The organism is Polaromonas sp. P1_G1, assembly GCF_056405595.1.
On sequence record NZ_JBFUBU010000073.1, the window covers coordinates 1 to 15,977 of the forward strand.

Sequence of the window (15,977 nt, forward strand, 5' to 3'; positions counted from 1 at the left end):
GAGACCCCGCCGTAGTCGAGCACCGCAGGTTGCCCGAAGCGAAGCGTAGGGACCCAGACTGCGGGTCGCCTTTCTTTTGCTTACTTTTCTTTGGCGAAGCAAAGAAAAGTGAGTCGCCGCCGGGCGACCCCGGCCAGCAACACTCAGCAGTGAGCGCAAAGGCCGGAGCAAGACCCGGCGTCGACGCCTCATCGCACTGTTCTACGAGCGGCTTACAAGCCCTCGGGGAGCAAAGCCCCAAGCGCCTCCCGCATAGCCCGAACAATCAACCCCTGCCGAGCCCGAGGCATCCTCTCCATAGTAGAAGCCACACTGATCGCAGCAGCCGCCACCCCATCCCGCCCAGCCACAGCCATTCCCACAGCCAGCACCCCCTCAGTAGCGTGATTACCAATCACAGCCCACCCCCGTTCCCGCGTAGCCCGCACCAGAATCCCCATCCGCTCCGGCGTCATGCCGCCATAACGCCCCAGCACCGGCGCATTGGCGGCGATGACGCCGGCCGCGTCTTCTTCGGGCAGCGCGGCCAGCAAGGCCAGGCCGGCTGCACCGACCCCCAGCGGCTGGCGGGTGCCGACCTGGATCACCAGCATCTGCACCGGGTGGGTGCCGACCTGGCGGGCGATGCAGTGCGAGGCCGCGCCCTCGCGCACGATGGCGAAGGCCGCGTCGCCGCAGGCCTGGCTCACGCGCGCCAGCACCGGCTGCAGGCGCGCCGCGAAATCCGAAGGTGAAGGCGGCTGTGCTTGCAGCTGCGCCAGGCGCGGGCCCGCGACATAACGGAAGCGCCCGCGCGGTGCGACATAGCCGGCCTCGAGCAGCGTCGCCAGCAGTCGGTACACCGTGGCGCGCTCCAGGCCCGCGGCGCGGCACAGGTCGACCACACGCAAACCCTCGCGGCCGCTTTGCAGCACGGCATCCAGCAGCTGCAGGCCGCGGCGCAGCGTGCGGCTGCCGCCGTCGTCGGCTGCCTCGACTGGTTCGGCTGTTTCGATGGCAGAGGAAGCGGAGGATGTAGGGGATTTTGAAGAACGGGAGGCCATGGCATGGGACTATAGAACGTCCGCTGGCCGGACGTTTGGGTTTGTCGCGCGGGACGGCCTGGTCAAGAATTTCCCCCTGTTGCCGGCCCAGGCCCGGCACATGCATCGCACAAGCACCGCACAAGCAGCGCATACCTACAACAGGAGACATATATCGTGAATTTGCAGAGCACCCCTTCCCGCCGCCGGCTCGTCCTCACCGCCTTCCTTGCAGCCCTCGCCTTCACGGCCGCCCTGCCCGCCCAGGCCCAGCCCGCGGCAGCCTGGCCGACCAAACCCATCAAGCTGGTCGTCGGCTACGCGGCCGGTGGCGCCACCGACGTGATCGCGCGGATTGTCGCGGTGGAACTCGGCAAGCAGCTGGGCCAGCCCATCCTCGTCGACAACCGCGCGGGCGCCAACAGCAATGTGGGCGCCGAGGTCGTCGCGCGCGCGCCGGCCGACGGCTACACGCTCTACGTCTACACCATCGCCAACACCATCAACGCCTCGCTCTACGACAAGCTGGGCTACGACCCGCTGAAAGACTTCGAGCCCATGGGCCTGATCGCCAAGGTGCCCAACATCCTGGTGGTGAATCCGCAGCTGCCCATCAAGACCCTGGCCGACTACGTGAGCTTCGCCAAGTCCTCGCCCAACGGCATCACCTTCGCGTCGGCCGGCAGCGGCTCATCTATTCACCTGTCGGGCGAGCTCTTCAAGATGGCGGCCAAGGTACCCATGCTGCATGTTCCCTACCGCGGCAGCGCGCCCGCCGTGACCGACCTGCTGGGCGGCCAGGTGCAGTCCATGTTCGACAACGCGCCCTCGGCCCTGCCCCATGTGCGCGGCGGCAAGCTGCAGGCGATTGCCATCACCAGCCCCCAGCGCTCGCCGCTGCTGCCCGAAGTGCCCACCGTGGCCGAGTCGGGCTTCCCGGGTTTTGACGTGCAATCGTGGTTCGGCATCGCCGGGCCGGCCGGCACGCCGCAGGCCGTGGTGCAGCGCGTCAACACCGAGCTGCTCAAGGTGCTGGCCCTGCCCGAGGTGCGCCAGCGCCTGCTCAACCTCGCGGCCACGCCCGATCCCGGCACGCCCGCGCAGATGCGCAGCTGGACGCTGTCGGAAGCCAAACGCTGGCGCGAGGTCGTCAAGCAATCCGGCGCGCGCGCTGAATAAGCAACAAGCAACCCCGCAAGAGAGAACACCCCGCATGAACCCGATTGATTTTTTCTGGCGCGCCGCCGAGCGCTGGCCTGAACGCATCGCCATCGACGCGCCCGAAGGCACGTTGCGCTACGGCGCGCTGGCCGCCTGGATCTCGGCCCTCGCGGCCGCGCTGGTCGAGAGTGACCCTTCCCCGCAAAGCCGCGTCGCCATCTGCGCCGGCAACAGCAGCGAACACATCGCCGCGCTGCTGGCCGTGCTGGCCTGCGGCAAGGTGTGGGTGCCGCTCAACCCCAAAAGCACACGCACCGAAATCCGCCGCATCGTCGACGCAACCGAGCCGTCCATCCTCGTCATGGACGCCGATGGCGCCCCGCTGCTCGAAGGCGCGCCCGGCCAGCGCATTTACTGCGGCGCGGCCGGCGACGACGGGACGCCCGGCATCGCCGCGCTCAGCGCGCGGCACGCGGGCGCGCCGCGCCCCAGCTTCATCCTGCCGCCCGAAGCCACGCAGGCCATCAAGTTCACCGGCGGCACCACGGGCGCGCCCAAGGGCGTGATGCAGACCTATCGCGCGTGGATGGCCAACATCACAAACCAGATCAACGCCTGGGGTTTTGACGAGCATGAACGTTATGTGGTGGCCGCGCCCGTCACGCACGGCACCTCGACCTACCTCTTGCCCATACTGGCCCAGGGCGGCTGCCATGTGCTGCTGGCCGGCGCGGGCGCCGAAGCCGTGCGCACGGCCTTCAAAGAAAGAGGCGGCACCGTCAGCTTCATGCCGCCCACACTGGTCTACATGCTGATGGCCTTGCCCGACACATCGCGCGCCGACTTCCCGAATCTGCGCCGCCTGATCTACGGCGGCGCCCCCATGCCCCCGGAAAAAATCCGCGAAGTCCGCAACTTCTTCGGCCCGGTGCTGGGCACCACCTACGGCCAGACCGAGGCCCCGCAAATTTTGACGGTGATGCGGCCCGAAGATTTTGAGGACGAACGCAACTGGGCCGCCGTGGGCCGCGCCACCTGGTTCAGCGACGTCGCCATCATGGCGCCCGGCGGCAAGCTGCTGCCCGCCGGCGAGGTCGGCGAAGTCGTGGCGCGCGGCGACCTGCTGATGTCGGGCTACTGGCGCCTGCCCGGCCTGAGCGCCGAAACCATCGTCGACGGCTGGCTGCACACCGGCGACCGCGGCCTGATCGACGAACGCGGCTACCTCTACCTCAAGGACAGGCTCAAAGACCTGGTCATCACCGGCGGCTTTAACGTCTACCCCGTCGACGTCGAGAACGCACTGGGCCAGCACCCGGCCGTGCATGAATGCGCCGTCTTCGGCATCCCCGACGACAAATGGGGCGAGGCCGTGCAGGCGGCGGTGCAGCTGCGCGCCGGCCGGCAAGCCACAGCGGCCGAGCTGATCGCCTTTGTGCGCGAACGCCTGGGCCCGGTGCAGACACCGAAGTTGATCCACTTCCACGAGACCCTGCCGCGCTCGCCGGTCGGCAAGGTCCTCAAAAGCGCGGTGCGCGAACAAGCCCTGGCCGCCGCTGCGGCGACCACCGCTGCTTGATGAATGAATGACGAACGATGAAAGGCTTCCCATGAGCAGCGCCAAAAAATCCCAAGCCAGGCCCGTCACCAGCCTGTGCACCCACACGCTGACCAGCCTGCACTACCGCAACGCCGACCTGGTCGAAGACCTGATGGGCAAAAAGACCTTTACCGAAGTCATGCTCATGCAGATCCTGAACCGCACCCCGCGCGGCGTGGACCTGCGCATCACCGACGCCGTGCTGATTGTCTTGATGGAACACGGCCTCACGCCCAGTGCCATTGCCACCCGCCTGGTCTATATGAGCGCCCCCGAAAACCTGCAAGGCGCAGTGGCAGCCGGCCTGCTCGCCGTAGGCAGCTCCTTCGTCGGTACCATGGAAAACTGCTCAGGCCTGCTGGACCGCATTGCCTCGGCCGCAGACCCCGAAGCCGAAGCCCTGGCCATCGCAAGCCATTACAAGAACCTCAAAAGCCCCATCCCCGGCTTCGGCCACCACCTTCACAAACCGGTAGACCCGCGCGCCTACAAGCTGTTAGAGCTGGCCCGCGCCGAACCCGAACTGGCCGGCGACAAGATACGCGCACTCGAGCGCCTGTCAGCGGCGGTCGATGCGGTCGCGGGCCGACCCATCACGATCAATGCGACCGGGGCCGTCGCGGCGCTGCTGGGGGAGATGGGGGTGCCGACTGCCGTGATGCGCGGCTTTGCCGTGATTTCACGTGCGGCCGGCTTGGTGTCGCATATCGTCGAGGAGCAGAACAGTCCCTCGGGGCGGTTTATTTGGGAGACGGTGGAGGGGGCGGTTCCGTTTGTGGGGACGACCGACGAAGCAAAGGCGAAGCTCGCTTCCTAAATTTGCCGTAATGGCTTGTTTTCAGCCCGCCGCGCCGGCTGGGGTTAGATTTCAGCATCGAGCCCCAATAATCACGGCGGAGGCCATAAACTTGCCTCCCATGGCAAATCCCAACCTCTCTTCCTTTATCTGGTCTGTCGCCGACCTCTTGCGTGGTGACTACAAACAGTCTGAATACGGCAAAGTCATCCTTCCCTTCACTGTGCTCCGCCGCCTCGATTGTGTGCTTGAACCCACCAAGAAGGCCGTATTGGCTGAGAAAGTTACCCGCGAGAAAGCCGGATTAAATCCGGAGTCGTTTCTACTGCGCAAATCAGGCCAGTTTTTCTACAACACCTCGTCGCTTGACCTGAAAAAGCTCATGGGCGACCAGGACCACATTGGAGAGAACCTGCGCGCCTATATCCAGGCCTTCTCGCCCGCCGTGCGAGACATCTTCGAGAGTTTTGAGTTTCATTCCCAGATCGACAAGCTTGCCAAGGCGGGCTTGCTCTATATGGTGACCGAGAGGTTCACCACCATTGACCTGCATCCGAACGTAGTCAGCAATGCCGAGATGGGCGCGATATTTGAAGAACTCATTCGCAAATTCGCTGAATTGTCGAACGAAACTGCGGGCGAACACTTCACCCCACGTGAAGTCATCCGATTGATGGTCAATTTACTGTTCATCGAAGACGATAAGGCGCTGACAAAACCCGGTGTCGTTCGCTCTTTGTATGACCCAACAGCGGGAACAGGCGGAATGCTGTCAGTTGCAGACGAACATCTGACGGCGCTCAACCCCAAGGCCCGCTTGGTCATGTATGGCCAAGAGCTAAACCCGGAGTCTTACGCGATCTGCAAGGCAGACATGCTCATCAAAGGGCAAGACGTCGCAAATATCAAGTTTGGAAACACCCTATCCAACGACGGCCTTCCTGGTGAGCACTTCGACTACGCCCTCTCCAACCCACCATTTGGCGTGGAGTGGAAGAAGATTGAGAAAGAAATTCGAAAGGAAGCCGAACAGCGGGGCTACAACGGCCGTTTTGGCCCCGGCCTGCCGCGCGTGAGTGACGGCTCGCTACTGTTCCTATTGCACCTGATTTCCAAAATGCGGCCGGCCGTCGATGGTGGTAGTCGCTTTGGCATTGTGCTCAACGGTTCGCCACTATTTACCGGTGGTGCCGGCAGCGGCGAGAGCGAGATTCGTCGCTACGTGCTCGAAAGCGATCTGGTTGAAGCCATTATTTCGTTGCCTAATGACATGTTCTACAACACCGGTATCAGCACCTATGTGTGGATTGTCAGCAACCGGAAACCGGTCACACGCAAAGGTAAAGTGCAGTTAATTGATGCCAGCAGCTTCTGGCAAAAGATGCGCAAAAGCTTGGGCTCCAAACGCAAAGAGCTCAGCCCTACACACATCGAGGACATCACTCGTCTGTTCGGCCACTTTGAAGAAGCCACGCGTGACGGAACCCCCATTAGCCGCATCTTTAAGAACGAAGACTTTGGCTATAGCACCATCACCGTCGAGCGGCCCGAGCGCGACGCGGCAGGCAAGGTGGTACTTGCGACCAAAGGAAAAGGCAAGGGAAAGCCCATCCCCGACAGCAGCCTGCGCGATACCGAAAACGTGCCACTCAGTGAAAACATCAAAAGCTACTTCAAACGCGAGGTGTTGCCACATGCGCCTGATGCATGGATTGACGAAGAAAAAACCAGGGTCGGCTATGAGATCCCCTTCAACCGCCACTTCTACGTTTTCAAGCCACCACGACCGCTGGCAGAGATTGATGCAGAACTGAAAGGTGTAACGGATCGAATTTTGAAGATGATCAAAGGACTGTCCTCATGACTTATCGATGGTTTGGCACGTCGACGTCAAGGTGGAAGGTTGTTCCACTACGTGAAGTTGCACAGCTCGGTACGGGGCACACACCATCCAGAGAGGTCGAGCAGTATTGGGTCGATTGCAAAATACCTTGGGTGACGGTTGAGGATATCCGTGATCATGGCGACGGAGCCTTAAACCCAATTTTTGTAACGAAGCAACATATAAGTGAACTTGGCCTTGCCAACAGTGCTGCGGTGCTACACCCGAAAGGCACGGTGATGCTTTCAAGAACGGCATCGATTGGATTCACGTGCATCATCGGAGTGCCAATGGCTACCACACAGGCCTTTGTCACTTGGACTCCCAATAAAACCGTACTCGACGGCAATTTCCTTCACGCCGTCCTCAAAGCGATGGGGCAGCAGTTTGAGTACTTGGCATATGGCGCGACGCATCTAACAATCTATTTCACTGATATAAAAACTCTTCGAATTCCGCTCCCACCACTCCCGGAACAGATTCGGATAGCTGCATTTCTAGCAAGAGAGACCTCGAAAATAGATTCCTTGATTGCGGAACAACGGCGGCTGGTGGACCTACTAAAAGAAAAGCGCCAAACGGTCATCTCTCACGCCGTCACTCGAGGCCTGAATCCTGATGCCGCAATGAAGCCATCCGGCATTGAATGGCTGGGAGATGTGCCGACGCACTGGAAAGTGCGAAAGTTAAATGCTATTGCTCGCCTCGAATCCGGCCATACTCCGAGCAGACAACGCCCAGACTATTGGATTGAGGCCGACTGTGTAATCCCGTGGTTCACATTGGCAGATGTCGGCTTTCTTCGTCACGATTGCAACATATTCATCAAAAGTACGACTCAGAGAATAAGCCAAGTAGGCATTGCAAACTCTTCGGCTCGCCTGCTGCCTCCAGACACGGTGATTCTTTCAAGGACGGCCTCAGTAGGGTTTAGCGGTATCACGAAAATTGATCTTGCAGTTTCCCAAGACTTTGCAGCATGGATATGCGGCATCGACCTTCATCCTCTATACCTTCTATTTTGTCTACGGGCAATGAAACCAGAATTTCAGCGAATAATGATGGGGTCTACTCATCAGACCATTTACATGCCCGACATCGAGGCATTCCGAATACCCCTGCCACCGGTTCCGGAACAACTCGCTATTGCGGAATTTGTTCAAAATGAAACCGGCAAATTCGACACCCTCACTATCGAAGCCCAACACACCATCGACCTCCTGCAAGAGCGCCGCACAGCCCTGATTTTCGCCGCTGTCACCGGGCAAACTGCTGTGCGAAATACTGTGGCCCCCACGTGAGGTCAGCCCACAAAAAGGAGTTGTCATGAGTACCAGTAACCTTGGAGGCGAAACGCGAGTGGCAGTTCTTGTCGACTGCGACAACACCACAGCCGAAATTCTGGAGTACGCGCTAAGGGTCATTGCACAATTCGGCCGTGTGGTTTTGCGTCGCGGCTACGGCAACCACACTACTCTAGCCAACAAGTGGCAGGAAGCTTTGGTCCGCCTGGCTTTCACACCCTGCTTGCAATACCAATACGCGCCCGGGAAAAACACGGCGGATATTGCATTGGCGCTGGATGCGCTTGAGGCGATGTTTGACCATAGGGCAGATACGTTCTGCATTGTCACAAGTGATTCCGATTTTGCCTATCTTTGCAGAAAGCTGCGCGAACGGGGAGCCACGGTTTGCATTGTTGGTGAAGCCAAGACGCCCGATGCGCTACGGAATGCCAGTGACCAGTTTTTTGAATGGATAAAGCCAGCGCAGAGCGCCGAGGTTGTGGCTATTGGTGATGGCAAGCCTGCCAGCAGGACTGCTGCTGCAAAGGAAGAGCCCACGAAGGCGGACGCAACCAGATCGGCGCCCAAACGCAGGCCACGGTTTGTCATTGAGGCCGTCACGCTGCTGACCAAGGATACATCGGAGGGGAAAGTTGGCCTTGGCCCCTTAGGTCAATACCTCAAGCGAACAGATCCGGGTTTCTCTCCGGAAACATACGGTCATTCTGGTTTGCTCAACATGCTATCTACTTACAACCTCTTAGAGGTGGAAAAAGAACCTGGCGGGCATTGGACGGTGCACCTGAAACTTGCAGGTACCGATGATGAGGAAGATCTCTAAGTAGCGTATTGGAGTAACGCCAAATCGCGCTCAGAATCAATAACTATTCGAAAGACAGGTCATCATGAGCGTTCATAAAGAGATTAGCTTCGAGACTGAAATTTGCGAACACCTTGCGGCTCATGACTGGCTTTATGTCGCGCCAGGTAGCGAGAGCGATGCGGCGTACGATAAGAGCCGCGCGCTGTTCCCCGCCGATGTGCTGACCTGGGTACAAATTACCCAACCTACGGCATGGGAGACGTTGGTAAAAAACCATGGTTCACAAGTCAATCCGACCTTGCTCACGCGCCTGCGCGACCAGCTCGACCAGCGTGGCACGCTGGATGTGCTGCGCCATGGCATTGAACTTCTGGGATTGAAGACACCGCTCAAACTGGCTGAGTTCAAACCCGCGCTGGCCATCAATCCTGATATCTTGGCGCGCTATGCGGCCAACCGATTGCGCGTGGTCCGGCAGGTCCGCTATTCACTGCATAACGAGAACAATATCGATCTCGTGCTGTTCTTGAATGGACTGCCAGTTGCCACTGTTGAACTGAAAACCAACTTTACTCAGAGCATTGGCGATGCAATTGATCAGTACCGCTTTGACCGGTTGCCGCGCCCAAAAGGTCAAACCGCCGAGCCTCTACTATCTTTCCCCAACGGCGCACTGGTTCACTTCGCAGTGAGTAATAACGAAGTGGCGATGACCACCCGCCTGGAAGGGTCTGTTACAAACTTCCTACCCTTCAACCTGGGCAACGACGGCGCAGCAGGCAATCCGGTAAATGACGCTGGTGGGCACCGCACGGCATACCTGTGGGAGCGTGTCTGGGCACGCGACAGCTGGTTGGAGATTCTTGGCCGTTATCTGATTGCGCAGCGCAACAGCAAGAAGCAGATCGAAAATATCATCTTTCCGCGTTACCACCAACTGGATGTGACGCGCAAACTGCAAGCTGCCGTGGCGGCAGAGGGACCGGGCGGGAAATATCTGATCCAGCACTCAGCCGGCTCCGGGAAAACCAATTCAATTGCCTGGACGGCGCACTTCCTGGCAGAGCTACACGATACCGGCAACGCCAAGGTATTTGACACGGTACTGGTCGTGTCTGACCGTAATGTGATTGACTCGCAACTGCAAGAGGCACTATTTGATTTTCAGCGCATTAGTGGTGTAGTGGCGACCATCAAGAACACCGACGGCAGTAAAAGCGCGGCGCTGGCTGAGGCGCTGTCGGGCGACAAAAAAATCGTGGTCTGCACTATCCAGACCTTTCCATTTGCATTGGAGGAAGTACGCAAGCTGGCAGCGACGCAAGGGAAACGGTTTGCGGTGATCGCGGATGAGGCACACAGTTCGCAGACCGGTGAAGCCGCATCCAAACTCAAAGCCGTATTAAGCATTGAAGAGCTGCAGGATTTGAGCGACGGCGGTGAAGTGAGTACCGAAGATGTGCTGGCGGCCCAGATGGCCGCGCGGGCAGATGACAAGGGCATTACCTTTGTTGCCTTCACTGCCACGCCAAAAAACAAAACCATGGAGTTGTTCGGCACCTGCCCCGACCCGACACGCAAACCAGCGGCGGACAATCTGCCAGCGCCTTTTCACGTATATTCGATGCGGCAGGCGATTGAAGAAGGCTTCATTCTGGACGTGCTACAGAACTACACGCCTTATAGCCTGGCCTTCAAGCTGGCCCATGAAGGATCGGAACTTGACGACAAGCAGGTAGAACGCAGCGCCGCCATGAAGAGCATCATGCGCTGGGTACGGCTCCACCCCTACAACATTGCCCAAAAGGTTGAGGTGGTGATCGAGCACTACCGGGAGTTTGTAGCGCCACTGCTGGGCGGCAAGGCCAAGGCCATGGTAGTGGTCGGTAGCCGACTGGAGGCGGTGCGCTGGCAACGCGCGGTGCAGCATTACATCAAAGACCGAAACTACGTGATTGGCACGCTCGTGGCGTTTTCAGGCGAAGTGATGGACGCCGAATCAGGCCTCGATGGGTTTACCGAAAACAGTGCTGCACTAAATCCCAACCTCAAAGGCCGCGACATCCGCGAAGCCTTTAAGAGCGGTGAGTATCAGATATTGCTGGTAGCTAACAAATTTCAGACTGGTTTTGACCAACCTTTGTTGTGTGGCATGTATGTGGACAAGCGACTGGCAGGCATTCAAGCGGTACAAACATTAAGCCGGCTGAATCGGGCTTATCCGGGCAAAGACACGACCTATGTACTTGACTTTGTGAACGACACAGAAGAAGTCCTTGCATCCTTCAAGACGTATCACACGACGGCTGAGCTTTCCGCTACCACTGATCCGAACCTGGTGTTCAATCTGCGTGCCAAGCTGGACGCCGCAGGACACTACGACGACTTCGAAGTTCATCGGGTGGTCGAGGTAGAGCTGAATCCGAACGCCAAGCAGAGCGAGTTGGTCTTTGCACTGGAGCCAGTTAGCGACCGCATTTTGAAACGCTACAAGGCTGCGCAGGAAGCTCAACATGCCGGCAAAGCAAAGAAGGACGGCAAGATAGCTAAGGCGGCACAGGATGAAATGGACGCATTGATCTTGTTCAAGCTGGACATGGGAACCTTCCTCCGGCTCTACACTTTCCTGTCGCAGATATTTGACTATGGCAATACGGCCATTGAGATGCGGGCCATCTTTTTCAAACGCTTGCTCCCCTTGCTGGAGTTTGGCCGTGAAAAGGAAGGTATCGATCTGTCCAAGGTCGTCCTCACACACCACCACCTGAAAGACCTCGGCCAACGCAATCTGCCGCTGCACGTCGGGGAAACACCGAAGCTAGCGCCAATAACGGAAGCAGGTAGTGGCAGCTTGCAAGAACAGCAGAAGGTGTTTATGGCCGAACTGATCGCCAAGCTCAATGAACTGCTGGGAGCTGACACAACGGATCAAGACAAACTGAATTGGGTGCAAAGCACGTTGCTAGGCAAAGTGGCCGAATCGACGACGCTGCAGCAGCAGGCACTGAACAACACCAAGATGCAGTTTGCAAATTCTCCAGATCTGAAACCGGAACTGCAGAACGCCATCATGGCGTCGTACGACGCGCACACCTCGCTAAGCAAACAGGCGCTCAATTCACCTGCCGTGCTTCACGGCCTGCTCGACATCTTGCTTAACAATTCGCAGCTCTACGAGACGTTACGTTCGAAGACTTAGGCAAGCTACAGATCGTCAGTTCAATCGCGGGGACTGAAGCGGTAGAGCCATAACCGCCCCACCTCAAGCCACAGCCGGCAGCCGATCCAACAACTTATCCAACGTAACCGGATAGTCTCTCACCCTCACCCCAGTCGCGTTGTAAACCGCATTGGCAACGGCGGCGGCAATCCCACAAATCCCAAGCTCGCCAACGCCTTTGGCCTTCATAGGCGAAGACATAGGATCAGTCTCATCCAGGAAGACCACGTCCTGATGCGGAATGTCGGCATGCACCGGCACCTCGTAACCCGCGAGGTCGTGGTTCACAAAAAAGCCGTGGCGCTTGTCGACCACGAGTTCTTCCATCAGCGCGGCGCCTACGCCCATGGTCATCGCGCCTATGACCTGGCTGCGCGCGGCCTTGGGGTTCAGGATACGGCCTGCGGCGCAGACGGCGAGCATGCGCCGCACACGGATCTCGCCGGTGGCGGCGTCGACACCCACTTCCACAAAATGGGCGCCGAAGGTTGACTGCTGGTATTTTTTGTCGAGGTCGCCGTATTCCATGAAGTCTTCGGCCACCAGGCCCTTGTCGCCGGCGATCTGCGCGAGCGGGATGGAGCGGCCGCCGGCGTGCAGCATGCCGTCGGCAAAGACCGCGTCGGGCGCGGTGATGCCGGCGCTTTGGGCGACGGTCTGGCGCAGCTTCATGCAGGCGGCGTAGACGCCTGAGGTGGAGCTGTTGGCGCCCCATTGCCCTCCTGAGCCGCAAGAGACGGGGAAGGCCGAATCGCCCAGGCGTACCAGTACTTTTTCGAGGGGCACGCCCATGGTTTCGGCGGCGGTCTGCGCGATGACGGTGTAGCTGCCGGTGCCGATGTCGGTCATGTCGGTCTCTACCGTGACGACGCCGTTCTTGTCGAGCCGCACGCGCGCGGCGGACTTCATGGTCAGGTTGTTGCGGAAGGCCGCGGCAACCCCCATGCCGACCAGCCAGCGGCCCTCGCGCACCTGCGCGGGCTGCGGCTTGCGGCGGTTCCAGCCGAACTGCTCGGCGCCCAGGCGCAGGCATTCAACCAGGCGGCGCTGCGAAAAAGGCCGGCCGGCCTGCTCGGGGTCGACCTGGGTGTCGTTGCGGATGCGGAACTCGATCGGGTCCAGGCCCAGCTTCTCGGCCATCTCGTCCATGGCGATTTCAAGCGCCATCAGGCCGGGCGCTTCGCCGGGCGCGCGCATGGCGTTGCCCTCGGGCAGGTCGAGCACGGCCAGGCGCGTGGCGGTGAAGCGGTTGGCGCTGGCGTACAGCAGGCGCGACTGGTTCACCGCGGTTTCGGGCTGGCCTTCGGGCAGGTCGCCGGACCAGCCCTCGTGGGCCATGGCGGTGAGCTTACCGTCGCGGCCGGCGCCCAGGCGTATGCGCTGGATGGTGGCCGGCCTGTGCGTGGTGTTGTTCGCCATCAGCGGCCGCTGCAGCGCGACCTTGACGGGGCGCCCGGCCGCGCGCGCGCCGAGCGCGGCCAGCAAGGCATCGGCCCGCACCCAGAGCTTGCCGCCGAAACCGCCGCCGATAAAGGGCGAGACCAGGCGCACGTTCTCCTTGGGGATGCCCAGCGTGGCGGCCATGTCGCCGACGCTCCAGTCGATCATCTGGTTGGCCGTCCAGAGCGTGAGCTGGTCGCCCTGCCAGGCGGCCGTGGAGGCGTGCGGCTCCATCATGGCGTGCGACTGGTCGGGTGTGGTGTAGGTGGCGTCGAGCTGAACCGACGCGGCGGCGAAGGCGCCCGCGAAGTCGCCGATCTTCGATTCGGGCGTGCCGCCGAAATCCGAGGCTTTGGCCAGGGGCGCGGTGGCTTTTGCGGCGGCCAGGTCGAACTTGCCGGGCGTGCGCTCGTACTGGATTTTGACCAGTTGCGCGGCGGCGCGTGCCTGCTCGAAGGTCTTGGCGACCACCACCGCAAGCGCCTGGTGGTAGTGGTCTATCTCGGGGCCGCCCAGCAGTTTGGCGGTATTGAACTTGCCCTTGCCGAGCTTGCCGGCATTGCGCGCGGTGACGATGGCCAGCACGCCGGGCGAGGCGCGCGCGGCGTCCAGGTCCATGGAGGCGATGCGGCCCTTGGCGATGCCGGCGCCGACGATGTAGCCATAGGCCGGGTCGGGCACGGCGTCGTAGCGCTCATAAGCGTAAGGCGCGCCGCCGCTGGTCTTGAGCGGGCCGTCGATGCGGTCGGTGGGCTTGCCGATGACCTTGAGCTGGTCTATCGGGTTGGTGGTGGCGGGGGTGTCGAATTTCATGCTGCGCTCCTTGCCTGGGCCAGCACGGCGGCGAGCGTGCGCTCGACCAGGGTGAGCTTGAAGGCGTTATCGGGTGTGGGCTGGGCGCCGGCGAGCAGGCCCGCGGCCACTGCCTTGGCGCCTTGGGGCATCGCGGCTTCGGCGGCCTCGACACGCCAGGGCTTGTGCGCCACGCCGCCCAGCGCGACGCGGCCCGCGCCGCCGGGCTGCACGATGGCGGCCACGGAGACCAGCGCGAAGGCATAAGAAGCGCGGTCGCGCACCTTGCGGTAGATGTGGGTGCCGCCCACCGGCTTGGGCAGGCTCACCGAGGTGATGAGCTCGCCGGGCTCCAGCGCGGTCTCGATGTGCGGCGTGTCGCCGGGCAGGCGGTGGAAGTCGGCAATCGGGATGACGCGGGCCTGGCCGTTGGGCCGCACGGTTTCCACCGTGGCGTCGAGCGCGCGTAGGGCCACGGCCATGTCGCTCGGGTGGGTGGCGATGCAGGCCTGGCTGGCGCCGAGGACCGCATGCTGGCGCGTGTGGCCGCCGATGGCGCTGCAGCCGCTGCCGGGCTGGCGCTTGTTGCAGGCCTGATCGGTATCGTAGAAATACGGGCAGCGGGTGCGCTGCAGCAGGTTGCCGGCGGTGGTGGCCTTGTTGCGCAGCTGGGCCGAAGCCCCGGCCAGCAAGGCGCGCGACAGCACGCCGTAGTCGCGCCGCACGCGCTCGTCGGCGGCCAGCGCGGTGTTGCGCACCAGCGCGCCTATGCGCAGCCCGCCCTCGGGCGTGGCTTCTATCTTGTCGAAGGCCAGGCCGTTGACGTCGACCAGGTGGGCCGGCGCCTCGATCTGCAGCTTCATCAGGTCCAGCAGGTTGGTGCCGCCGGCGATGAACTTGGCGTTGGTGTTGCGCATGACGGCTTTGGCGGCCTCGGCCGGGGTGCGCACGCGCTCATAGGTAAAGGGTTTCATGTCGCCACCCCCGCGACTTCGGTGATCGCCTCGGCGATGTTGGAATAGGCGCCGCAGCGGCAGAGGTTGCCGCTCATGCGCTCGCGCAGCTCGTCAGCCGACAGCACCGGGCGGATGTTGAGGTCGGCGCTGACGTGGCTGGGGACGCCGCGCCGCATCTCGTCGAGCATGCCGACCGCCGAGCAGATCTGCCCCGGCGTGCAGTAGCCGCACTGGTAGCCGTCATGCTTGACGAAGGCCGCCTGCATGGGGTGCAGCTGGCGCGGCGTGCCCAGGCCTTCGATGGTGGTGACCTTGGCGCCTTCATGCATCACGGCCAGCGTGAGGCAGGAATTGATGCGCTGGCCGTCGACCAGCACGGTGCAGGCCCCGCACTGGCCGTGGTCGCAGCCTTTTTTGGTGCCGGTCAGGTGCAGGTGTTCGCGCAGGGTGTCGAGCAGGGTGGTGCGGGTGTCGAGGCTCAGGGTGTGCGCCTTGCCGTTCACCTCGAGCGTGACGCGGGTTGTCGGCACGGTGCCGGAGGCGGAAGGGGGTTCAGTAGCGGCCATCGTGTCCTTGGGAAGTGAGCTGACGGCTGCCGAGGCGGCGCCCGCAATCAGCAGGCCTCGACGGGAAACCGTGAGGGGGTCGGGATTGTTCATGGGGGGTCACCTTTGTGATTAGACCAGCTAGGGAAAGGTTGAGCATCCGCGTGGGTGGGGATCTCCTTTGTAGGACTGTGGCTTAGGGTTTGGTCGGTGGCTTTTACTTCGGGGCTGCGCCGCCGGCGGCCGGGTGGTTTTGTAGTGACGCCTGGTCTTGCTCCGGCGGTGTGCGCTCTTCTGAGGGTTGCTGGCCGGGGGTAGCCCGGCGGCTACTCACTTTTCTTTTGCTTCGCCAAAAGAAAAGTAAGCAAAAGAAAAGGCGACCCTGGTTGCTGCGTCCCTTCGCTTCGCTGCGGGCAACCTGCGGTGCTCGGTTCAGGCGGGGTCTCGCTAAACT

At 61.3% G+C, this 15,977-nt stretch carries 11 protein-coding genes; 7 read left to right on the plus strand and 4 right to left on the minus strand.

Annotated features, from left to right (window positions below):
* Positions 1-212 precede the first annotated feature (212 nt).
* Positions 213-1,043, minus strand: a complete 831-nt coding sequence (locus AC1D1Y_RS24710) for an IclR family transcriptional regulator (protein WP_477684667.1) — start codon at positions 1,041-1,043, stop codon at positions 213-215.
* A 156-nt stretch (positions 1,044-1,199) separates the two neighbouring features.
* Between AC1D1Y_RS24710 and AC1D1Y_RS24715 the strand changes: the two genes are divergently transcribed.
* The 7 genes from AC1D1Y_RS24715 to AC1D1Y_RS24745 all read left to right on the plus strand — a co-directional run bounded on the left by AC1D1Y_RS24715 (position 1,200) and on the right by AC1D1Y_RS24745 (position 11,769).
* Positions 1,200-2,201, plus strand: a complete 1,002-nt coding sequence (locus AC1D1Y_RS24715; protein ID WP_477684668.1) for a tripartite tricarboxylate transporter substrate binding protein — start codon at positions 1,200-1,202, stop codon at positions 2,199-2,201.
* A 34-nt stretch (positions 2,202-2,235) separates the two neighbouring features.
* A complete protein-coding gene (locus tag AC1D1Y_RS24720) occupies positions 2,236-3,762 on the plus strand; it encodes a class I adenylate-forming enzyme family protein (RefSeq protein WP_477684669.1) in 1,527 nt (508 codons plus the stop codon).
* Positions 3,763-3,793: 31 nt separating this feature from the next.
* Positions 3,794-4,600 carry a citryl-CoA lyase gene (locus AC1D1Y_RS24725; protein WP_477684670.1) on the plus strand — a complete coding sequence of 269 codons (807 nt, stop codon included), beginning with the start codon at positions 3,794-3,796 and terminating at the stop codon, positions 4,598-4,600.
* A gap of 100 nt (positions 4,601-4,700) precedes the next feature.
* Positions 4,701-6,443, plus strand: a complete 1,743-nt coding sequence (locus AC1D1Y_RS24730; protein ID WP_477684671.1) for a type I restriction-modification system subunit M — start codon at positions 4,701-4,703, stop codon at positions 6,441-6,443.
* Entirely contained in the window at positions 6,440-7,762 is a 1,323-nt protein-coding gene (locus AC1D1Y_RS24735) for a restriction endonuclease subunit S (protein WP_477684672.1), read from the plus strand. The genes AC1D1Y_RS24730 and AC1D1Y_RS24735 overlap by 4 nt, the downstream gene beginning before the upstream one ends.
* 25 nt (positions 7,763-7,787) lie before the next feature.
* Positions 7,788-8,588, plus strand: coding sequence for an NYN domain-containing protein (locus tag AC1D1Y_RS24740; RefSeq protein ID WP_477684673.1), 801 nt, complete (start codon positions 7,788-7,790; stop codon positions 8,586-8,588).
* Positions 8,589-8,652: 64 nt separating this feature from the next.
* A complete protein-coding gene (locus AC1D1Y_RS24745) occupies positions 8,653-11,769 on the plus strand; it encodes a type I restriction endonuclease subunit R (RefSeq protein WP_477684674.1) in 3,117 nt (1,038 codons plus the stop codon).
* A gap of 63 nt (positions 11,770-11,832) precedes the next feature.
* Here AC1D1Y_RS24745 and paoC read toward each other — a convergent pair whose 3' ends face one another.
* The 3 genes from paoC to paoA are packed head-to-tail and all read right to left on the minus strand — an operon-like array spanning position 11,833 to position 15,637.
* Positions 11,833-14,043 (minus strand): aldehyde oxidoreductase molybdenum-binding subunit PaoC, encoded by a 2,211-nt coding sequence (paoC, locus tag AC1D1Y_RS24750; protein ID WP_477684675.1) that lies wholly within the window; start codon positions 14,041-14,043, stop codon positions 11,833-11,835.
* The gene (locus AC1D1Y_RS24755; RefSeq protein ID WP_477684676.1) at positions 14,040-14,996 is read right to left on the minus strand and encodes an FAD binding domain-containing protein; all 957 of its coding nucleotides are present in this window, start codon (positions 14,994-14,996) and stop codon (positions 14,040-14,042) included. The genes paoC and AC1D1Y_RS24755 overlap by 4 nt, the downstream gene beginning before the upstream one ends.
* Positions 14,993-15,637, minus strand: a complete 645-nt coding sequence (paoA, locus tag AC1D1Y_RS24760; protein ID WP_477684677.1) for an aldehyde dehydrogenase iron-sulfur subunit PaoA — start codon at positions 15,635-15,637, stop codon at positions 14,993-14,995. The genes AC1D1Y_RS24755 and paoA overlap by 4 nt, the downstream gene beginning before the upstream one ends.
* Between the last annotated feature and the right edge of the window lie 340 nt (positions 15,638-15,977).